General features: G+C 56.6%; 18 protein-coding genes. 10 read left to right on the top strand and 8 right to left on the bottom strand.

The genetic code is table 11. From position 1 onward, the window contains the following. Positions 1-15 precede the first annotated feature (15 nt). From atpA to glmS, 7 genes are all read left to right on the top strand, one after another. The gene (gene atpA, locus ACYZT3_RS01020; protein ID WP_282379785.1) at positions 16-1560 is read left to right on the top strand and encodes a F0F1 ATP synthase subunit alpha; all 1545 of its coding nucleotides are present in this window, start codon (positions 16-18) and stop codon (positions 1558-1560) included. Between the two features lie 50 nt (positions 1561-1610). Continuing rightward, positions 1611-2471 (top strand): F0F1 ATP synthase subunit gamma, encoded by an 861-nt coding sequence (gene atpG / locus ACYZT3_RS01015; protein WP_282379786.1) that lies wholly within the window; start codon positions 1611-1613, stop codon positions 2469-2471. Positions 2472-2498: 27 nt separating this feature from the next. Further along, the gene (gene atpD, locus ACYZT3_RS01010) at positions 2499-3878 is read left to right on the top strand and encodes a F0F1 ATP synthase subunit beta (RefSeq protein ID WP_282379787.1); all 1380 of its coding nucleotides are present in this window, start codon (positions 2499-2501) and stop codon (positions 3876-3878) included. 45 nt (positions 3879-3923) lie between these two features. Further along, positions 3924-4349: a F0F1 ATP synthase subunit epsilon gene (locus tag ACYZT3_RS01005; protein ID WP_008155716.1), complete on the top strand. Its 426-nt coding sequence runs from the start codon at positions 3924-3926 to the stop codon at positions 4347-4349. A gap of 115 nt (positions 4350-4464) precedes the next feature. After that, positions 4465-5832 carry a bifunctional UDP-N-acetylglucosamine diphosphorylase/glucosamine-1-phosphate N-acetyltransferase GlmU gene (glmU, locus tag ACYZT3_RS01000; protein ID WP_462031326.1) on the top strand — a complete coding sequence of 456 codons (1368 nt, stop codon included), beginning with the start codon at positions 4465-4467 and terminating at the stop codon, positions 5830-5832. Positions 5833-5929: 97 nt separating this feature from the next. Next, positions 5930-6706 carry a DeoR/GlpR family DNA-binding transcription regulator gene (locus tag ACYZT3_RS00995; protein ID WP_282379789.1) on the top strand — a complete coding sequence of 259 codons (777 nt, stop codon included), beginning with the start codon at positions 5930-5932 and terminating at the stop codon, positions 6704-6706. Position 6707: 1 nt separating this feature from the next. After that, a complete protein-coding gene (glmS, locus tag ACYZT3_RS00990) occupies positions 6708-8540 on the top strand; it encodes a glutamine--fructose-6-phosphate transaminase (isomerizing) (RefSeq protein ID WP_282379790.1) in 1833 nt (610 codons plus the stop codon). A 122-nt stretch (positions 8541-8662) separates the two neighbouring features. Here glmS and ACYZT3_RS00985 read toward each other — a convergent pair whose 3' ends face one another. From ACYZT3_RS00985 to ACYZT3_RS00950, 8 genes are all read right to left on the bottom strand, one after another. Next, the gene (locus tag ACYZT3_RS00985) at positions 8663-9841 is read right to left on the bottom strand and encodes a spermidine synthase (protein ID WP_462031325.1); all 1179 of its coding nucleotides are present in this window, start codon (positions 9839-9841) and stop codon (positions 8663-8665) included. 48 nt (positions 9842-9889) lie between these two features. After that, entirely contained in the window at positions 9890-11110 is a 1221-nt protein-coding gene (locus tag ACYZT3_RS00980) for an MFS transporter (protein ID WP_462032440.1), read from the bottom strand. A gap of 132 nt (positions 11111-11242) precedes the next feature. Further along, positions 11243-12370: a molybdopterin-synthase adenylyltransferase MoeB gene (gene moeB, locus ACYZT3_RS00975; protein ID WP_462031324.1), complete on the bottom strand. Its 1128-nt coding sequence runs from the start codon at positions 12368-12370 to the stop codon at positions 11243-11245. Position 12371: 1 nt separating this feature from the next. After that, positions 12372-12644 (bottom strand): MoaD/ThiS family protein, encoded by a 273-nt coding sequence (locus ACYZT3_RS00970; RefSeq protein ID WP_462031323.1) that lies wholly within the window; start codon positions 12642-12644, stop codon positions 12372-12374. 3 nt (positions 12645-12647) lie between these two features. Continuing rightward, positions 12648-13418 (bottom strand): hypothetical protein, encoded by a 771-nt coding sequence (locus tag ACYZT3_RS00965; protein ID WP_462031322.1) that lies wholly within the window; start codon positions 13416-13418, stop codon positions 12648-12650. Positions 13419-13424: 6 nt separating this feature from the next. Beyond that, positions 13425-14093 carry a TfuA-like protein gene (locus tag ACYZT3_RS00960; RefSeq protein ID WP_462031321.1) on the bottom strand — a complete coding sequence of 223 codons (669 nt, stop codon included), beginning with the start codon at positions 14091-14093 and terminating at the stop codon, positions 13425-13427. Then, a complete protein-coding gene (locus tag ACYZT3_RS00955; RefSeq protein ID WP_462031320.1) occupies positions 14074-15291 on the bottom strand; it encodes a YcaO-like family protein in 1218 nt (405 codons plus the stop codon). The genes ACYZT3_RS00960 and ACYZT3_RS00955 overlap by 20 nt, the downstream gene beginning before the upstream one ends. Before the next feature lie 90 nt (positions 15292-15381). Then, the gene (locus tag ACYZT3_RS00950; RefSeq protein ID WP_462031319.1) at positions 15382-15558 is read right to left on the bottom strand and encodes a hypothetical protein; all 177 of its coding nucleotides are present in this window, start codon (positions 15556-15558) and stop codon (positions 15382-15384) included. Between the two features lie 741 nt (positions 15559-16299). On the opposite strand from ACYZT3_RS00950, the gene ACYZT3_RS00945 reads away from it, so the two are divergent. From ACYZT3_RS00945 to ACYZT3_RS00935, 3 genes are all read left to right on the top strand, one after another. After that, a complete protein-coding gene (locus ACYZT3_RS00945; protein WP_462031318.1) occupies positions 16300-17202 on the top strand; it encodes a LysR family transcriptional regulator in 903 nt (300 codons plus the stop codon). Between the two features lie 132 nt (positions 17203-17334). Then, entirely contained in the window at positions 17335-17961 is a 627-nt protein-coding gene (locus tag ACYZT3_RS00940; protein WP_462031317.1) for a glutathione S-transferase family protein, read from the top strand. Positions 17962-18024: 63 nt separating this feature from the next. Beyond that, on the top strand, positions 18025-20055 hold the full coding sequence (locus tag ACYZT3_RS00935) for a 2Fe-2S iron-sulfur cluster-binding protein (RefSeq protein ID WP_462031316.1): 2031 nt from the start codon (positions 18025-18027) through the stop codon (positions 20053-20055). Positions 20056-20058 lie beyond the last annotated feature (3 nt).

The following is a 20058-nucleotide window of genomic DNA, read 5'->3' as shown; positions in this document are numbered from 1 at the left end:
AGGGGCAGCAGAGCAATGCAGCAACTCAATCCTTCCGAAATAAGTGAAATTATCAAGGGCCGCATCGACAAGCTCGATGTGACCTCCCAAGCCCGTAACGAAGGCACTGTCGTCAGCGTATCTGACGGTATCGTGCGGATTCACGGTCTGGCCGACGTCATGTACGGCGAGATGATCGAGTTTCCGGGCGGCGTCTTCGGTATGGCTCTCAACCTGGAGCAAGACTCTGTAGGTGCCGTTGTATTGGGCTCTTACCAGTCTCTGGCTGAAGGCATGAGCGCCAAGTGCACTGGCCGCATCCTCGAAGTTCCGGTTGGTAAGGAACTGCTGGGTCGCGTAGTCGACGCACTGGGTAACCCTGTTGACGGCAAAGGTCCGCTGAACAACACCGAGACCGATGCGGTCGAGAAAGTTGCTCCAGGCGTGATCTGGCGTAAGTCGGTAGACCAGCCTGTACAGACTGGCTACAAGGCTGTCGATGCCATGATCCCTGTCGGCCGTGGCCAGCGTGAGCTGATCATCGGTGACCGTCAGATCGGTAAAACCGCTCTGGCGATCGACGCGATCATCAACCAGAAAGACAGTGGCATCTTCTGCGTCTACGTAGCTATCGGTCAGAAACAATCGACCATCGCTAACGTTGTTCGCAAGCTGGAAGAAAACGGCGCACTGGCTAACACCATCGTCGTGGCTGCGAGCGCTTCGGAATCTGCAGCACTGCAATTCCTGGCACCGTACTCCGGTTGCACCATGGGTGAATTCTTCCGCGACCGCGGTGAAGACGCGCTGATCGTTTATGACGATCTGTCCAAGCAAGCAGTGGCTTACCGCCAGATTTCCCTGCTGCTGCGCCGTCCACCAGGCCGTGAAGCTTACCCAGGCGACGTGTTCTATCTCCACTCCCGTCTGCTGGAGCGCGCATCCCGCGTTTCGGAAGAGTACGTAGAGAAGTTCACCAACGGCGCAGTGACCGGCAAAACCGGTTCCCTGACCGCACTGCCGATCATCGAAACCCAGGCTGGCGACGTTTCCGCGTTCGTTCCGACCAACGTGATTTCCATCACCGACGGTCAGATCTTCCTGGAATCGGCCATGTTCAACTCCGGGATCCGTCCTGCTGTGAACGCCGGTGTTTCGGTATCCCGTGTGGGTGGTGCCGCTCAGACCAAGATCATCAAGAAGCTCTCCGGTGGTATCCGTACCGCTCTGGCTCAGTACCGTGAACTGGCGGCATTCGCCCAGTTCGCTTCTGACCTGGACGAAGCGACCCGTAAGCAACTTGAGCATGGTCAGCGCGTTACCGAGCTGATGAAGCAGAAGCAATACGCACCAATGTCGATCGCTGACATGGCGCTGTCGCTGTATGCCGCTGAGCGTGGGTTCCTGACTGACGTTGAAATCGCCAAGATCGGCAGCTTCGAACAAGCGCTGATTGCTTTCTTCAACCGCGATCACGCCGATTTGATGGCGAAGATCAACGTGAAGGGTGACTTCAATGACGAAATCGATGCTGGCCTGAAAGCCGGTATCGAGAAGTTCAAGGCCACCCAAACCTGGTAAGCCGCAGCGGGAGCCGCAAGGCTCCCGCTTGCTAACCTGATAGGTGTTACATGGCAGGCGCAAAAGAGATTCGCAGTAAGATTGCGAGCATCAAAAGCACGCAAAAGATTACCAGCGCCATGGAAAAAGTGGCGGTCAGTAAAATGCGCAAAGCACAAATGCGCATGGCTGCTAGCCGTCCTTACGCGGAGCGCATCCGCCAGGTTATTGGTCATTTGGCCAACGCCAACCCGGAATATCGCCACCCCTTCATGATCGAGCGTGAAATCAAGCGCGTCGGTTATGTCGTAGTGAGCAGTGACCGTGGTCTGTGTGGTGGCTTGAACACCAACCTGTTCAAGGCCTTGGTCAAGGACATGGCGAAAAACCGTGAAAACGGCGTCGAGATCGATCTGTGTGTTGTTGGTAGCAAGGGTGCGGCTTTCTTCCGCAACTTCGGCGGTAACGTCGTTGCAGCTATCAGCCACCTGGGTGAAGAGCCGTCGATCAATGATCTGATCGGCAGCGTCAAGGTGATGCTGGATGCCTACCTGGACGGCCGTATTGATCGCCTGTCCGTGGTGTCCAACAAGTTCATCAACACCATGACGCAACAGCCTACTGTGGAGCAGTTGATTCCACTGGAGGCAACCGCGGATCAATCACTCAAGCACCACTGGGACTATCTCTACGAACCGGATGCCAAAGAGCTGCTTGACGGCTTGATGGTCCGCTACGTTGAGTCGCAGGTCTACCAGGCGGTGGTCGAGAACAACGCGGCTGAACAAGCTGCGCGGATGATCGCGATGAAGAACGCTACCGACAACGCCGGTGATTTGATCAGCGATTTGCAGCTGGTCTACAACAAGGCGCGTCAGGCTGCGATCACCCAAGAGATCTCGGAAATCGTCGGCGGCGCTGCCGCGGTTTAACGGTTCAAATATTCAGAGGATCCAGCTATGAGTAGCGGACGTATCGTTCAAATCATCGGCGCCGTTATCGACGTGGAATTTCCACGCGACAGCGTACCGAGCATCTACAACGCGCTGAAAGTAGTGAGCGCGGCTGAAACCACCCTGGAAGTTCAGCAGCAGCTGGGCGACGGCGTGGTTCGTACCATTGCGATGGGTTCCACCGAAGGCTTGAAGCGCGGTCTGGAAGTCACGGACTCTGGCGCTGCCATCTCCGTACCGGTCGGTAAAGCGACCCTGGGCCGGATCATGGACGTTCTGGGCAACCCGATCGACGAAGCTGGCCCGATCGACACCGAAGAGCGCTGGGGCATTCACCGTCCTGCGCCAACCTTCGCTGAACAAGCAGGCGGCAACGACCTGCTGGAAACCGGCATCAAGGTTATCGACCTGGTTTGCCCGTTCGCCAAGGGTGGTAAAGTCGGTCTGTTCGGTGGTGCCGGTGTAGGCAAAACCGTAAACATGATGGAACTGATCCGTAACATCGCCATCGAGCACGCCGGTTATTCCGTGTTCGCCGGTGTGGGTGAGCGTACTCGTGAGGGTAACGACTTCTACCACGAGATGAAGGATTCCAACGTTCTGGACAAAGTGGCACTGGTTTACGGTCAGATGAACGAGCCGCCGGGTAACCGTCTGCGCGTAGCATTGACCGGCCTGACCATGGCCGAGAAGTTCCGTGACGAAGGTAACGACGTACTGCTGTTCGTCGACAACATCTATCGTTACACCCTGGCCGGTACTGAAGTATCCGCACTGCTGGGCCGTATGCCTTCCGCAGTAGGTTACCAGCCGACCCTGGCCGAAGAGATGGGTACTCTGCAAGAGCGTATCACTTCGACCAAAAACGGTTCGATCACCTCGATCCAGGCGGTATACGTACCGGCGGATGACTTGACTGACCCGTCGCCAGCGACCACCTTCGCCCACTTGGACGCCACCGTCGTTCTGTCCCGTGACATCGCTTCCCTGGGTATCTACCCAGCGGTCGATCCACTGGACTCGACTTCGCGTCAGCTGGACCCGAACGTGATCGGTCAGGACCACTACGACACCGCTCGCGGCGTACAGTATGTTCTGCAACGTTACAAAGAACTGAAGGACATCATTGCGATCCTGGGTATGGACGAGCTGTCGGAAACCGACAAGCAGTTGGTAAACCGTGCTCGTAAGATCCAGCGTTTCTTGTCGCAACCGTTCTTCGTGGCTGAAGTCTTCACCGGTGCTTCGGGTAAATACGTTTCCCTGAAAGACACCATTGCTGGCTTCAAAGGCATCCTCAACGGTGACTACGACCACCTGCCAGAACAAGCGTTCTACATGGTCGGCGGCATCGAAGAAGCGATCGAGAAAGCCAAGAAACTGTAATCCCGGCGCCCGGTAACGGGCGCTAATTTAGTTTGAGGCAATCAGATGGCTATGACAGTCCATTGCGATATCGTCAGCGCGGAAGGGGAAATCTTTTCCGGCCTGGTCGAGATGGTGGTTGCGCACGGTGCACTGGGTGATCTTGGTATCGCCCTGGGTCACGCGCCGCTGATCACTAATCTCAAGCCGGGCCCGATCCGCCTGATCAAGCAGGGCGGGGAAGAGGAGGTGTATTACATCTCCGGTGGTTTCCTCGAGGTTCAGCCGAACATGGTCAAGGTGCTTGCCGACACTGTGCAACGCGCTGCCGACCTAGACGAAGCCTCCGCTCAGGAAGCCGTTAAGGCTGCCGAGAAGGCCTTGCATGACCGTGGTGCAGAATTCGATTACGGTTCTGCTGCCGCACGTCTGGCCGAGGCTGCAGCTCAGCTGCGCACCGTCCAGCAGATCCGCAAGAAGTTCGGCCACTAATAGGCCCCACTTGTTGTGCGATTGATTAAAAAGGGTAGCCTCGGCTACCCTTTTTTCTTTTCCGACATTCATAACCTGGTCGCAGCCGCTGACCACCCAGGATTGGTAGCCAGTCATGTCTTTAGAAATCGTTATCCTCGCTGCCGGCCAAGGCACTCGCATGCGTTCGGCGCTGCCGAAAGTTCTGCACCCGATTGCCGGCAACTCGATGCTTGGCCATGTTATCCACAGCGCCCGGCAACTTGATCCACAGCGCATCCACGTCGTGATCGGCCATGGCGCCGATGCCGTGCGTGAGCGTCTGGCGGCGGATGATTTGAATTTTGTCCTGCAGGACAAACAGCTGGGGACCGGTCATGCGGTGGCGCAGGCTGTGCCGTTCATCAAGTCCGACACGGTGCTGATTCTCTACGGTGACGTGCCGCTGATTGAAGTCGACACCCTGCAACGTTTGCTGAAGAAAGTGGCGCCGCAACAACTGGGTTTGCTCACCGTTGAACTGGACGACCCAACCGGCTACGGCCGCATCGTCCGTGACGCGGCTGGAAAGGTCACCGCTATCGTCGAGCAGAAAGACGCCAACGAAGCTGAACGCGCAATTACCGAGGGCAACACCGGCATTCTGGCGCTGCCTTTCGAACGTCTTGGCGACTGGATGAACCGCCTCTCCAATAACAATTCCCAGGGCGAGTACTACCTGACCGACGTAATCGCCATGGCGGTCAGCGACGGGCTGGTGGTGGCCACCGAGCAACCTCACGATGCCATGGAAGTGCAGGGTGCTAACGACCGCAACCAGCTTTCCGAGCTTGAGCGTCACTATCAGCTGCGCGCCGGTCGTCGTTTGATGGCTCAGGGCGTGACCCTGCGTGACCCGGCTCGTTTTGATGTGCGCGGTGAAGTTACCGTCGGCCGCGACGTGCTGATCGACATCAACGTGATCCTCGAAGGCAAGGTCGTTATTGAGGACGACGTGGTGATCGGCCCGAACTGCGTGATCAAGGACAGCACCTTGCGCAAAGGGGTGGTGATCAAGGCTAACAGCCACATCGAAGGCGCGATTCTCGGTGAAGGCAGCGATGCCGGTCCGTTCGCTCGTTTGCGCCCAGGTACAGTGCTGGAAGCACGAGCCCATGTGGGTAACTTCGTTGAGTTGAAAAACGCTCATTTGGGCGAGGACGCCAAGGCCGGTCATCTGACTTACCTGGGGGATGCGGAGATTGGTGCGCGGACCAACATCGGGGCCGGCACCATCACCTGCAATTACGACGGCGCCAACAAATGGACAACCGTGTTGGGCGAAGATGTATTCATCGGCTCCAACAATTCGTTGGTCGCGCCTGTGGATATCTCTGCAGGTGCAACGACTGCTGCGGGTTCGACCATTACCCAGAATGTGGATAACGGGCAGTTGGCGGTAAGTCGCGCACGTCAGAAGAACATCGACGGCTGGAAGCGGCCGGTGAAGATCAAAAAGAGCTGAGTTATCCACAGCTCTTTTTATCGCCTTACGCTTGACGAAGTTTCGCCGATAGGTTTTGATTGCTTCCGTTATCTTTCGAATCGAAACTTACCAAGCCATGTCGAAACGCAATACACCTCAACGCCGTCGCAATATCCTCGCCTTGCTCAATGAGCAGGGCGAAGTCAGTGTGGATGAGCTGGCCAAGCGCTTCGAAACTTCGGAAGTTACGATCCGCAAGGACCTCGCGGCGCTTGAAAGCAACGGCTTGCTGCTGCGCCGTTATGGCGGAGCGATCACCCTGCCTCAAGAACTGGTGGCCGACATTGGTCAGCCGGTGTCCAAATACAAGCAGGCTATCGCCCGCGCCGCCGTTACGCGGATTCGCGAGCACGCGCGGATCATCGTCGATAGCGGCAGCACCACGGCGGCGATGATTCCGGAACTCGGCCAACAACCGGGTCTGGTGGTGATGACCAATTCCCTGCATGTCGCCAATGCCTTGAGCGAGCTCGAGCATGAGCCGGTGCTGTTAATGACCGGCGGCACCTGGGACCCGCATTCCGAGTCCTTTCAGGGGCAGGTGGCCGAGCAGGTACTACGCTCTTACGACTTTGATCAGTTGTTCATCGGTGCCGATGGCATCGACCTGGTTCGTGGTACCACCACTTTCAACGAATTGCTGGGACTGAGCCGTGTCATGGCTGAAGTCGCCCGCGAAGTGGTTGTCATGGTCGAGGCCGACAAGATCGGCCGCAAGATTCCCAACCTGGAGCTGCCCTGGAGCAGCGTCCATACCCTCATTACCGATGATCGCCTGCCGCTTGCGGCACGGGATCAGATTCAGGCCCGCGGAATCAACTTGATCCTCGCGGCTGTCAGTCAGGAGAAATAACATGTGTGGAATTGTTGGCGCAGTTGCAGAACGTAACATCACAGCCATCCTGCTCGAAGGCCTGAAACGCCTGGAATACCGTGGCTATGACAGTGCCGGTGTGGCGGTCTACACCAATGACGAAAAGCTTGAGCGCCTGCGTCGCCCGGGAAAGGTGAGTGAATTGGAACTGGCGCTGGCCGAAGCACCGCTGGTCGGCCGCCTGGGTATCGCCCACACCCGCTGGGCCACTCACGGTGCGCCGTGCGAGCGCAACGCTCACCCGCATTTCTCCGGTGATCTGGCGGTGGTGCACAACGGCATCATCGAGAACCACGAAGCCCTGCGCGAGCAACTCAAAGCCTTGGGTTACGTGTTCACCTCGGACACCGACACTGAAGTCATTGCGCACCTGTTGAACCACAAACTCAAGGATCTGCGTGATCTGACCGTGGCCCTGAAGGCGACTGTCAAAGAGCTGCACGGTGCTTACGGTTTGGCGGTCATCAGTGCTCAGCAACCGGATCGTCTGGTCGCCGCCCGCAGCGGCAGCCCGCTGGTCATCGGTCTGGGCCTGGGTGAAAACTTCCTGGCGTCCGATCAGTTGGCCCTGCGCCAGGTCACTGACCGCTTCATGTACCTGGAAGAAGGCGATATCGCCGAAATTCGCCGCGACAGCGTGCAGATCTGGGACGTGAGCGGCCAAGTTGTCAAACGCGAATCCGTGCAGTACCGCGATGGTGCCGAAGCCGCCGACAAAGGCGAGTTCCGCCACTTCATGCTCAAGGAAATTCACGAGCAACCGGCTGTGGTGCAGCGCACCCTGGAAGGTCGCCTGAGTCCGAACGGCGTGCTGGTGCAAGCGTTCGGTCCACAGGCGGCCGAGCTGTTCGCCAAAGTGCGTAACGTGCAGATCGTCGCGTGTGGCACCAGTTACCACGCCGGCATGGTTGCCCGTTACTGGCTCGAAGAACTGGCTGGGATCCCGTGCCAGGTCGAAGTCGCCAGCGAATTCCGCTACCGCAAGGTGGTGGTGCAACCCGACACGCTGTTCGTGACCATCTCCCAGTCCGGCGAAACCGCGGACACCCTGGCTGCCCTGCGCAACGCCAAGGAACTGGGTTTCCTCGCCAGCCTGGCGATCTGCAACGTTGGCATCAGCTCACTGGTGCGTGAGTCCGACCTGACACTGCTGACCCAGGCGGGTCGTGAAATTGGCGTGGCCTCGACCAAAGCCTTCACCACTCAATTGGTCGGCCTGATGTTGTTGACTCTGTCCCTGGGCCAGGTTCGCGGCACGTTGGCCAAAGGCGTCGAAGCCACATTGGTTGAAGAGCTGCGTCGCCTGCCGGCCCGCCTCGGCGAAGCCTTGGCCATGGACAGCACCGTGGAGAAAATCGCCGAGCTGTTCGCCGAGAAAAACCACACCCTGTTCCTCGGTCGTGGTGCGCAATTCCCGGTAGCGATGGAAGGGGCTCTCAAGCTCAAGGAAATCTCCTACATCCACGCCGAAGCCTATCCGGCTGGCGAGCTGAAACACGGCCCGTTGGCGCTTGTGGATAACGACATGCCAGTGGTCACCGTGGCACCGAACAACGAGCTGCTGGAGAAGTTGAAATCCAACCTTCAGGAAGTCCGCGCTCGTGGTGGTCAGCTGATCGTCTTTGCAGACGAGCAGGCCGGCATGACCAATGGTGAAGGCACTCACGTTGTACAAATGCCACACATACACAACACCTTGTCGCCGATCCTCTACACCATTCCGCTGCAGTTGCTTTCGTATTACGTGGCCGTCCTGAAGGGCACCGACGTTGATCAGCCGCGTAACCTGGCGAAATCGGTGACGGTGGAGTAAATCGAAAGAAGCAGGAGCACGGGAGTGCTCCTGCTTCTTTGTTTTACAAATGCAGGTCATGCCATCGTTTCCGCTGAAACTCTGGAACGAGCGGCTCGGTATCTTGGCGTCTGATAGCTGAACTATCCTGATATAGGTTTCATTTGTCGCGGAAGCGTGAGGGGAGCATTTGGTGATAGTCGCTCTAGCGCCCGCCGAAAACCTTCCACTTTGGCTGTATCTCCTCGAGTTCTGTGGGTAATGACGCCATAGGCATAAGGGAGTAAACCTTCCAGCCAATCTCGTGGGTGGATTTCTACACTGTTCTCCAATGTCGACACGACCCAGTCGGGCAGCCACGACACATCGCGGTCCGAGAAGTTGACTTCGCCTGCAATCAGCAACGCCAGTGTCGTGCGCAGCGAAGACTTGTCCTTCAATAATCGTTCTTGGAGCGCTCGGCATGCGTCTGGGTCATCCAGTAACACGCGAAGGTCGTTCGGCTTGCTCAGCTTCAGCCCGGCTGGAAGCAGCGCAGACAAGGCCGGTAACGAGTCCACCCAGCGTTTTTGCACCTCCAGATCAATCCCGACGAAATCCAGCGCCGGAGGCACAAGCGGTGCGTGACGGATAACCGTAGGGGTCAGGTAGCGCAGGCGAAGGCTCATGATGTCCATAAAGAGCCGGTCACTTGCGCATAAAAACGCCTCGGCAGGTGCGGTGCCCATTATGGTTAATGGCGGTGGGCCGATAATGAACGTCGCATTGCGTCGGTGGGGCAGATAATGAATGTCGCCCCAGCTGTTGTTCAGGCAGTGGGCGAGCCAAGCTTGGGGCGCAGGGCCATTGAACGGGTCCAGGTTCATGGGGACGCCAAAACCGTTGAACACCACGTGACCGAGGGGATTGAGGCGGCTCTTCAATAGTTGGTGGAACCCGTGATCAAACACAATCGGGGCGTAACCGCTCTGGGTGTAGAGGTCGACAATAATGACGTCGTACCGGTCGGGAGTGACGATCAGGAAGTGCGCGGCATCGGCGACCACGCTGTCAAAGTCGATATGCGCTGCAAGTCGGTTCCGATTGTCGAGACTGCGCATGATCGCGGCCTCGTCCAGATCAACGGCCAATAGACTGGCCACTCTGGTGCTGGCTGCGATCGGCGCCAGCGCTGCACCGTCCGAAAGCCCCAGCATCAGAACCGAGATTCGATCTTTGGACGGATCCCCCAGGAAACCGGTACAGCCCATGTCGTCATAATATTGGCCGCAGAAGATCTGTTCATGTCGAGCAGATTTAGATCGATCCTTGAGGTCCGGCATGGTGAAAGGCAACTCCGTTTGTTAGAGGCGGGGGTACGGCGAGGCACGTCAGTGCACAAACGCTTCAGGGTATTTGTCCAGGTAGGCATCGTTGAGCTGCGTATCCGGACAACGCATGAAAGTTTTGAAATCGGGTACCAGAAAGACCATCAGAGACAGGAGCAGCACCATGACGCCCAGCAAAGTGATTGTCAGTGTGACCCCCAGATAGGCGATCAGGGTGTTCATCGCAAAACTACCCAACGGGCTGGCCGCCGCAGACAGAAATGAAACCGTGGCAAAAATCCGGTTGCGATGGAGCTTGGGCGTCGCCAGCAACCTCACTGCGGAGGTGGGGATGTTGATCAACATCAAGCCTACGCCGCCGCAGAAAAAGGCTGCGGGTACGATGAACGACGATGAAACGGTGCCGACCACCACTAGGTTGCACCCCAGTAATGCAAAACCTGCGGACACACACATGTCACGGGGGACCCGGTCGGATAACCAGCCGATGATCTTGTAACTGCCCGCAAGAATGCCCAGCCCGAAGCACGAATCCAGAAGACCGATATAAGTGACCGGGTACTGGATGACGTCCTTTACGTACAGTGGAATCAGAATGGTGAAGAACGGAAACAGTGCAAAGTTGATCAGCATTGCAATGATGGCCAGGTAAAACTCGACTTTCACTCCGTAAACCACTTTGAAGCCGGAATAAATCATGCTGAAGCCGCTGGCTCCCTGCGCTTTTTCGTCTTGGCCAGTGGCACCGATGTGGCTCGGGATGGTCTCGATCAACGCCCCGGCGATGAGAATCGCAAAAAAATCGGCAGCAAAGGCGAACGTGATACCGAACCCGTAAATCAGCCCGCTGGCCAGTACCGGCCCCAGCAGAATCGAAAAGGACGACATCACGCTTTTGGTCCGAAAGGCCAGGGAGACTTTATCGTCGTCTGCGAACAAAGGAATGACCGTCGCCTGGAGAGGGTCGCGCACGCCGACGATCGCACTGCTGATCATCATCAGCGCGCCCACCGTCCAGGGGTTGAACGACCCCGTGGCGGACAGCGCCACCATCAACAGCGCTGCCAGCAGGCTGATCCATGAGGCCAGCTTGATGATCAGGATTTTGTTGTACTTGTCCCCCAGCCATCCCAACAGGGGTTTAGCTAACACCTCCGCCGCAATGGAACAGGCAATCATGTTGGCGAAGTAGAGCGCAGAGCCTGTTTCCTGCAAGGCCCACCAGGCCACCGCCAGTTGATTGCACCGTCCCCCCAGAACCATCAGCAAAAAGCTGAATTGCACTTTCAGCAGACGCCGGTCGATGCCGGGAAAGCCCCACTTAATGCCTGAAAAATTTGCACTCATTGACGTACCTTTGATCCAGATAGGGCTACTGCGCAAGCAGGGGGGCGTTCAAGAAACGACGGAGTGACGGTCATCGGAGTAGATAGCCAGATATCGCTCGATCCCACCCTCAAGGCTATAGAGTTCCGCGTCTTGGTTGATGCTGCGAAACGCCAGTAGGGCTGCGTTGCTCCTGACGCCGGATTTGCAATAGAAAACGATACGGCGGGTGGGATCGAGTTCTTCCTGGCGTTTGATTATGTCTTTGAGTGGGATCAATCCGCCGCCCAGCGAACCTTGCTGATGCTCGCTGACGTCGCGTACATCGACCAATTGAAATGGTGATTGTGTCGCTATCCAGTCATGCAGTGTGTTGGGCGACAGCCAGTCGCTGTCGCGCCACGCAGGTGTGGTCGCGGCGCCAAGCGTTCCAGCAGGGGGCCGGTTCCGTGTTTTCTTGTTGATGCTCAACAGGTGGAAAATGTTGTCCAGGCCGTCGATAGACAACAATTGCCCGCTCAATGTTTCCCCCGCACGGAGGATGAGTTTGAGTACTTCATTGGCCTGAAAGCAACCGAGCAAACCAGGTATGACTCCAAGAACTCCCGCTTCCGAGCAGTTTTGTGTCAAGTGCGGTGGCGGCGGTGTTTCGAACAGATCCCGAAAGCACGGCCCCCGTTGTTGGGTGTGTTGGTTGTAATAATTAAATACCGACACCTGCCCCTCGAACTGACTGATCGAGGCATAGACCATCGGTTTTTCGCACTCGATACAGGCGTCACTGATGAGGTATTTGGCGTCGAAGTTATCAGTGGCGTCGACGATGATGTCGTATTCCGCCAGCAGCGACAGGACATTGTCGGGGTTCAGCGTCGTGGCTACGCTGTGGACAACGATGTCGGGGTTCAACTGGTTGATGCGGCGCTTGGCTGCCAACACTTTCAGGTCGCCTACATCGGCAGTCGAATAGAGAATTTGTCGGTGCAGATTGCTCACGTCAACGATGTCGTTATCAATGATGCCGATCGTCCCTACGCCAGCACCGGCCAGGTACAGGAGTACCGGACACCCCAGCCCCCCGGCGCCGACCACCAGCACCTTGCTGTCTTTGAGGCGCTGCTGCCCCTCTGGACCGACCTCACTGAGGATTATCTGGCGGGCGTAACGGGAGGTGTCCATCTTCAGGTTGCATTGCATGTCAGCCACCTGCCACGGCGTTGATCAGAATCAATTGCGCGTTACTGTCCAGGGGACAACGGCGGTCATGCTCACTGGTCACGGGCATGCCGTCGACGAACAACCCCACAAACGGCAGCGGGTACAGGTCCTCAGAGAAGACCGGGCCAATCAGGTCGGGAAACCGTGCGGTCAGGTTGCTCAGTACATCGCTGACACACAGGCCCTCAGTGGCGTGTGTTTTATGCTGATCGGTGTACGACATGAATTGCCGGGGAAAGTGTACGACTGCCATGGGTCATCCTCGAACGGTGTCAGTTGTCAGGTCGCTGGAAAACGCATCCAGCCTGGAGGTGATCAGGTTTCCGATTTCGGACAGTTCGGCCGAAGCCTGGAGAGTGGCCAGACTTTTTAGGAAATACTGGTGCAAGTAGTCGAGTCGTTCGGGACGAGCTCGCACGGAACCGCTGGCCAGTAACCGCTGGTGGTAGTTCACGGCGCTGACCGCAAATAGACACGCCAGCAAAACACCCCTAGGATTCTTACCACCGGTTCCTGATGGCAGTATGTAGTTGTTCGAACTGTCCTTGAGCTGGAAGTCGTAAATCTCGGCGATCAAACTGGACCAGATATGGGACAGTTCATGCACCAGTAACTCTTCAAGGTCCGTAATGCTGGTAAACGCGGCTTCGCCCAAAAACATTTGTTGCGGCAACACGGGATTGGTCAGGCTGACTTGTTGAGTCAGCAACTTATGTATTTTAACCGGCAGGTCCAATAGCCCGGTCCATTCCGGAAGCAAGGCTTTAAGGTTGCTCTTCGCTTCGGCCAACATGACCTGCTCGGCGTTACCGAGCGTTTGATGGGGTGGAAACTCGGGTGCACCTTCGACGTGCCGGTTATACAGACTGGTGGCGAAGTCTGGTTGCAAATAGGCGGTTAAAGGTAACTCGCTTCCCTCGATATTTTTACGTACAACAGCGACAAGCGTTAAAAGCTTTATGCTGTTGAACTTGGGGTGCACAAAGGGCAAACCGTTTATTTCACACAGTATCTCTGATGGCGACATTCTGTTTTACCGTCTCGTCCATGGTTGCAGTTTGAGAAAATCGATCAAGTCTAAGCTCTTTATTCTGTAGGCAGAAAAGTTAGCAAGGGCGCTGTCTATTTGTTTCGCCGCGACATGCAGTGCCAGCAAGGCTTCTTTCAAACAATTTAGAGTTCGATGTCCGTACCACATGTTTTTCAGGTAGTAAAGTAGGTGTTGTTCTTGTTCTAGCGTAATGATTTGTTCAGTCGCCCACTGTCTTAAAAACTTCCTGATATGAATAAGTGGTTCGCTGAGTGAAAGAAAAGGCTTTTGTGCTTGATGTATCAGGGTCACTTCGTCGTCGGACATGTCCGGGTCGCTGGCGAATTGTCGATACACTTCACCAAAACCTGTCATTCCCAGCGTATCCATTTCACAGGCGCGAATGGCCCCCATCGACGACAATCCCCAAATGCGCCAACCCGCGCCCAGGGCGTCGAGTATCTCGGCATGGCCGACAGCAGGATGTGCATGGAACACGCCATCGACAATGGCCAGATTCGAGGGGGGCGATTGCGCCACCAGGCGTTCGATATCGCCGCGTTTGACGGGCGGGCGTACCACCAAGCCGCTACTGCCCAGCAATTGACTGTCTATTCCTTGTAGCGTGGGGCCAGCAAACAGTGTGCATAACTCAAGCGTTTTGTTTGACATACGTCATTAACCTCGGACCGACCCTTTTCAGGCCGGGTTCAAAGGCTTCAAGCCCCGGAATAATAATTCTGACCACAGTGATGTCGTCCGTCGCTTTGCTGAGTAAGACCCTTAACACGGTACTGAGCCCGACGCGCTGCAACCGCTCGAAGAGCAACTCCCAGGCCGATTCAAGCGTGGGGATCGCGGATTCCTGGCAGTCAATGGAGGAGTAATCGATCAACTGGTCCCGGGAGGTGGCCACGCTACGCAAGCGTGAGATGGCCTGAAGTTCGACCGAACGGCCCTTCTTCTCGAAGTATTTGACGCGCTCTATGATGTCGTCCCGGCCTCCGTGGATGTGGCTTAAACGGCTTTGGGCCGCCTCACAGATGGCCCGGATCAAGGCGATTTCCTTGATGGGATGTAACCCTGAGCCGGTGGCCACAGAGATGGGCGCTTGGGTGGACTCTTCCATAATAAAAGCCTGAAAGTAGGCCAGGCCAAAACAGTTCTCGGTGTAACGGACCGACAGGCTCAACCCCGCGTCATTGATTTTATTGAGTAGGGCGTCGGTTTCTAAACTGTAGCGGTCCAGATTGATGAGGCGGGAGCGGTCATGCAGGTGATTAAAGGCTTGAACATCGCGCTCCATGAGTTCGCAAACAGCGTGTACCGAGGCTTCCACCAAGTCATTGCCTGAAGCCAGGCCACTGGAGCTTTCCCCGAAGAGTTGTTGCCCGGGGTTTTTGGGGTAGGGAATGAACACCAGTTCGGCGGGTGCAAGCACCTTTTGCTTGCGTAATACATCTTCAACTTCGATGGCCATGATGAGCGAGTCGGCGTCGGCAGAGACGCCATACAACATGCAGAACTGATTGAACTCTATTCGTCCTTCGTGGCTTTCAATGAGTTGCCTTGGCGTGGTCTTTAACAGTTTCAGTTGCGCCGTATTGTATTGCGCAAGGCTGAACTCGATGGCTTCCATGTATGCGCCTATCTTGGCCTCTGCTGGTCTGAGGCCTTTACCCGCATTTACGCACAGCGAACCCTTCAATGCACCGGGTCGTATACTGGCAAACACCGGAATGCCAATGCGGTCTAGCCAAGTTGTGTCGGTCACTCGGGTAATACCCACGCGTGGGGCTATATTGTTGACGATAATTTTTAATGTTTCTTCGGCACTGCGGCGACGAAGGCTCGAACTAAGCCTTTGCATAATTGGTCACCTTTTAGTGATTAAAGGTATCAGCAAGCATCATGTTCGACACAATAGAAAACGGGAGGGAATTACTTCCCCCCCGTTTTTTCAGGCTGCGATTTTTACGTCTTCAGCCAGAGCCAGTGTCAATACGTTGTTGTTCGACTGATGTGCCACAAAGCCGGCGTGCATGAGGCTTTCATCGTTCAGAATGACGGAAAATTTCTCCGCAGTTTCCGGGTCCAGTTGAAGCTCGAAGGTTACATCATTAACTTTATAATCCATTAACTGTTACTCCATCCTTAGTATTGCGTTTGAGAAGGTCTGTTGCGCAACACCTAGAGTTTTTGCAGATGAGGGCGGGAATGTCAAAGAATTAATTTATATCCTCAATCGGGTCTGGTTTAACTGTAATTGTATTTCGGACGGTGCCTGCACGAACAAGAGAATATTCTTACAGGGGTGCGGGTAATCGAAGGAAGTTTTAATTGTGTTTTTTTGTGAGCCGAAAAATAGGTTTGTTGCATAGACGCATGATTAATAACTGGTAATTGATATTCTTGAATGGTCTTAATGTGGTTTATCCACAGATTTCAGTTTTCTTACTTTTTCTCCCTTGAAGGAGCTTCGGTAGGAACAAGCTAAACGATTTATTTTTCGCAATGGCTCCGGCGACATCGTCGATTTTTTTCAATTTCGCAGAATTTACCTACAGTCTCGTCATCTCATTATTTAAGAACGTCCTAGATTGCGACCGAAATGCGATTACGTAGCAGGACCAGGCGGTAAGTGAAAGATGGGGTTGTCTAGCGACCTGAATTAACCATCGTATGTGCAGAGCCCCTTGGATATTCTGATCACCGCTCGGGCTGATGCCAGATAGTTCCGATAAAGCTTGGCTGATGTAAATTGTCGCCAGAAAGCATGTAGGACCATAACCTAAGCATAATCTCTTCCTCTGGATCAGGGTCACCTACAACAAGCTGCCGTGACTGCGATTTTTTGATTTTCAATGAGGACACGCCCATGGACCGATTCCAGGAAATGCAAGTCTTCGCCGCCGTCGCCCAAGACCAAGGCTTCTCGGCGGCGGCGCGGCGTTTGGGCTTGTCGGCAGCCAGTGTCACTCGCGCAGTGGCGGCGTTGGAGAAACGCATCGGTACGTTGCTGCTGACGCGCACCACCCGCAGTGTGCATTTGAGCGAGGCGGGTCAGCGTTACCTGGAAGACTGTCGGAGGATTCTCGCCGAGGTGCAGGAAGCCGAGGATTCGGCGGCGGGCAGTCACGCTCAACCGCGTGGGCAGCTGACAATCACAGCGCCGGTGTTGTTCGGTGAATTGTTTGTCACGCCGGTGATGGTGGATTATCTGACGCAATTTCCTGAAGTCTGCATCAATGGGGTGCTGGTCGACCGAGTGGTCAGCATGGTCGAGGAGGGGATCGATGTCGCCGTACGGATCGGTGAGCTACCCGACAGTAATCAGCATGCGATTCGCGTGGGTGAGGTTCGACGGGTGATTTGCGGCTCGCCGGACTTCCTGACGGCCCACGGTCGACCTCGACATCCTCATGATCTGGCTCAAGCACCGGTTATTGCGACGTCCTCTATCGGTCAGTTGAGAACCTGGCCATTCCTTGAAGGGGGAGAACCACTGAGTGTTCGACCGGAGCCGCGCCTGGTGGTGACGGCGAATCAGGCGGCCATTTCGGCGGCATGCCTGGGTTTGGGGCTGACCCGGGTTCTGTCCTATCAAGTGGCAAGCAAAGTCGCCGCCGGTGATCTGGAAATCGTTCTGGCTGACTTCGAACTGCCGCCATTACCTATCCATGTGGTCTATCAGGGCGGGCGCAAGGCTCCTGTACGGATCCGCAGTTTTGTGGACTTCGCGGTGAGCGCGCTACGTGAACACCCGTCCTTGCAGGCGTGAGAGGGTTATTTCGCTGGATGAAATAATGGATTGCGTTTGCTGGTTATTCTGTAGTTTGGGTTGCGGGTGGAAGATGACCCCCCTTCGGTGCTGATCTCTCTTTAACAGCGCCACTATCCAGCGGAGTCAACCATGCAAGCCATCAAGCTCTACAACTTCCCACGTTCCGGCCACGCTCACCGTGTAGAACTGATGCTGTCCCTGCTGCAACTGCCGACCGAGCTGATCTTTGTCGACCTGGCCAAGGGCGCGCACAAACAGCCGGATTTCCTGGCGCTCAACGCGATTGGTCAAGTGCCGGTCATTAATGATCAAGGCGTGATACTGGCCGATTCCAACGCGATCCTGGTTTATCTGGCGCAAAAGTACGGTAACGGCCGTTGGTTGCCAGCCGATCCGGCCGGCGCGGCCAAGGTTCAGCGTTGGTTGTCGATTGCCGCTGGGCCGATTGCCTTTGGTCCCGCCCGAGCCAGGCTGATCACGGTGTTTGGTGCGCCTTACAACGCTGAAGAGGTGATCGCTTATTCCCACACCGTGCTCAAAGTGATCGATCAGGAACTGGCGGCAACGCCGTATCTGGCCGGCGCCGAGCCAACCATTGCCGACGTTTCGGCCTACAGCTACATCGCCCATGCGCCAGAAGGCAATGTGTCGCTGGAAGACTACGCCAACATCCGGGCCTGGCTGGCGCGGGTCGAAGCCGTGCCAGGGTTTGTCGGCATGCCGCGCACCGTTGCCGGTCTGCAAAAAACTGCCTGATGCCTGCGGCCCGACACTGTCGGGTCGTTCACACTGCGCCGATGGCGCAGGGGAGAAGCCGTTATGGACCGTTCACCCTGGCACGCCGGCGAGAAACAATTGCAGGCTCATGTGGGCATTGCCGAGCGAATGGAGGTACTCGGTCGTAAGGTGATTCGTAGCGAGATGCCGGACCAGCACCGCAAGTTCTATGAGCAACTGCCGTTCATGCTGTACGGCGCGGTGGATGCCGACGGTAATCCTTGGGCCAGTATTCTTGAAGGGCAACCGGGCTTTGCTCACTCGCTCGAGCCGGGTGCGCTGCAATTTCGCAGCCTGCCGGGCGAGGATGATCCTGCGCAACTGACGGAGGGCGCGGCGATCGGCCTGCTGGGGATCGAACTGCACACCCGTCGCCGCAACCGCCTCAACAGTCGAGTCGGCGCGATGACGGCAAGCGGCTTCAATGTGGCGGTGGAGCAGTCCTTCGGCAATTGCCCGCAATACATTCAATTGCGGCAGTTTCGTTCGGTGCCACTGGCGGATCCGTCGACTCGCGTCGCGCAACACCTGAACGAGCTGGATGATGCGGCCAAAACCCTGATCGCGGGAGCCGATACGTTCTTTGTCGCCAGTTACGTGGACGTCGATGGCCAACGTTCGGTGGACGTTTCTCACCGCGGCGGCCAGGCCGGTTTCGTACGGGTAGAAGGTAATCGCCTGACCATTCCGGATTTCGCCGGCAACCTGTTTTTCAACACCTTGGGCAACCTGCTGCTCAATCCTCGGGCCGGTTTGTTGTTTATCGATTTCAATTCGGGAGACCTGCTGCACCTCAGCGGTCGCACCGAAGTCATTCTTGAAGGCCCACAGGTCGAGGCGTTTCAAGGGGCCGAGCGCTTGTGGACATTTGAAGTGGAAAGCGTGGTGCGTCGTCCCGCCGCGCTTGCTCTGCGGTGGCGCTTCGACGGCGTGTCACCCACCAGTTTGCTGACCGGCACTTGGGAGCAAGCCAACGCCCGTCTGCAAGCTCAGGCCTTGGGGGATCGCTGGCGGCCGCTGCGAGTGGTGCGCATCGAAGCGCAAAGCCACAACATCCGCTCAATCTATCTGGAGCCTGCCGATGACGCGGCGTTGCCAGTGTTTCAGGCCGGGCAGCATTTACCCCTGCGCTTCAACATTGGCGGTGATGTGCATATCCGTACGTACAGCCTGTCGAGCGCGCCGTCCGATGATTTTTTCCGCATCAGCGTGAAGCGTGACGGTTTGGTGTCTTCGCACCTGCATGAACAGGTGCGCGTCGGTGATCTGTTGGAGGCTCGCGCGCCTCAGGGGCATTTCACCGTGGCACCTAATGAACGTCGGCCGCTGGTGCTTCTGGCTGCCGGGGTAGGCATCACGCCGCTGCTGTCGATGCTGCGCGAGGTGGTTTATCAAGGCCTGCGCACCCGCCGCATCCGGCCGACCTGGTTCTTCCAAAGTTCGCGCACGCTGGCCGATCAAGTGTTTCGGCCTGAGCTGGATCGCTTGCTCGATGAGGCGGGTGATGCGGTCAGGGTGTTGCGCCTGCTAAGTCAGCCGGAGGCAGAGGCCCGAGAGGGTGAAGACTTCGATCTGACCGGGAGGATCGACACCGCGTTGCTCAAGACCCTCCTTGCAGTTGAGGACTACGATCAGCTGGATTTCGTCCTCTGTGGTCCAAGCAGTTTTACCCAAGGGCTGTATGACAGCCTGCGGGAAATGGACATCCGCGATGCAAGGATTCACGCCGAAACCTTCGGCCCCTCGACTTTACGCCGGGTGCCGGACCCCGACGCGCTGGTCATCGAGCAACCGCCCGCAGCTACGACCTCCGTGCCGGTGGTGTTTCAGCGCTCGGCGAAAGAGGCCCGCTGGCAACCCGACGGTGGCAGTTTGCTGGAGTTGGCGGAAAACCGTGGGTTGCGCCCGGAATTCAGCTGCCGCGGCGGTTCCTGCGGGACCTGCAAGACGCGCCTGATCAGCGGCCAGGTGAATTATCCACAGCCGCCGGCAGAAGTGCCGGACGACGGACACGTGCTGATTTGTTGTGCGATTCCGGCGCAGGGGTCGCAGCCTTTGGTCCTCGACTTGTAGCAG

It is taken from the genome of Pseudomonas sp. MDT1-16, from assembly GCF_054898115.1.
This window is presented reverse-complemented; position numbering and strand designations above follow the sequence as displayed.

Bases quoted from the DNA above. Each gene is read 5' to 3' on its own strand.
- atpA (WP_282379785.1), top strand. From the start codon at position 16: ATGCAGCAACTCAATCCTTCCGAAATAAGTGAAATTATCAAGGGCCGC.
- atpG (WP_282379786.1), top strand. From the start codon at position 1,611: ATGGCAGGCGCAAAAGAGATTCGCAGTAAGATTGCGAGCATCAAAAGC.
- atpD (WP_282379787.1), top strand. From the start codon at position 2,499: ATGAGTAGCGGACGTATCGTTCAAATCATCGGCGCCGTTATCGACGTG.
- ACYZT3_RS01005 (WP_008155716.1), top strand. From the start codon at position 3,924: ATGGCTATGACAGTCCATTGCGATATCGTCAGCGCGGAAGGGGAAATC.
- glmU (WP_462031326.1), top strand. From the start codon at position 4,465: ATGTCTTTAGAAATCGTTATCCTCGCTGCCGGCCAAGGCACTCGCATG.
- ACYZT3_RS00995 (WP_282379789.1), top strand. From the start codon at position 5,930: ATGTCGAAACGCAATACACCTCAACGCCGTCGCAATATCCTCGCCTTG.
- glmS (WP_282379790.1), top strand. From the start codon at position 6,708: ATGTGTGGAATTGTTGGCGCAGTTGCAGAACGTAACATCACAGCCATC.
- ACYZT3_RS00985 (WP_462031325.1), bottom strand. From the start codon at position 9,841: ATGCCGGACCTCAAGGATCGATCTAAATCTGCTCGACATGAACAGATC.
- ACYZT3_RS00980 (WP_462032440.1), bottom strand. From the start codon at position 11,110: ATGGTTCTGGGGGGACGGTGCAATCAACTGGCGGTGGCCTGGTGGGCC.
- moeB (WP_462031324.1), bottom strand. From the start codon at position 12,370: ATGCAATGCAACCTGAAGATGGACACCTCCCGTTACGCCCGCCAGATA.
- ACYZT3_RS00970 (WP_462031323.1), bottom strand. From the start codon at position 12,644: ATGGCAGTCGTACACTTTCCCCGGCAATTCATGTCGTACACCGATCAG.
- ACYZT3_RS00965 (WP_462031322.1), bottom strand. From the start codon at position 13,418: ATGTCGCCATCAGAGATACTGTGTGAAATAAACGGTTTGCCCTTTGTG.
- ACYZT3_RS00960 (WP_462031321.1), bottom strand. From the start codon at position 14,093: ATGTCAAACAAAACGCTTGAGTTATGCACACTGTTTGCTGGCCCCACG.
- ACYZT3_RS00955 (WP_462031320.1), bottom strand. From the start codon at position 15,291: ATGCAAAGGCTTAGTTCGAGCCTTCGTCGCCGCAGTGCCGAAGAAACA.
- ACYZT3_RS00950 (WP_462031319.1), bottom strand. From the start codon at position 15,558: ATGGATTATAAAGTTAATGATGTAACCTTCGAGCTTCAACTGGACCCG.
- ACYZT3_RS00945 (WP_462031318.1), top strand. From the start codon at position 16,300: ATGGACCGATTCCAGGAAATGCAAGTCTTCGCCGCCGTCGCCCAAGAC.
- ACYZT3_RS00940 (WP_462031317.1), top strand. From the start codon at position 17,335: ATGCAAGCCATCAAGCTCTACAACTTCCCACGTTCCGGCCACGCTCAC.
- ACYZT3_RS00935 (WP_462031316.1), top strand. From the start codon at position 18,025: ATGGACCGTTCACCCTGGCACGCCGGCGAGAAACAATTGCAGGCTCAT.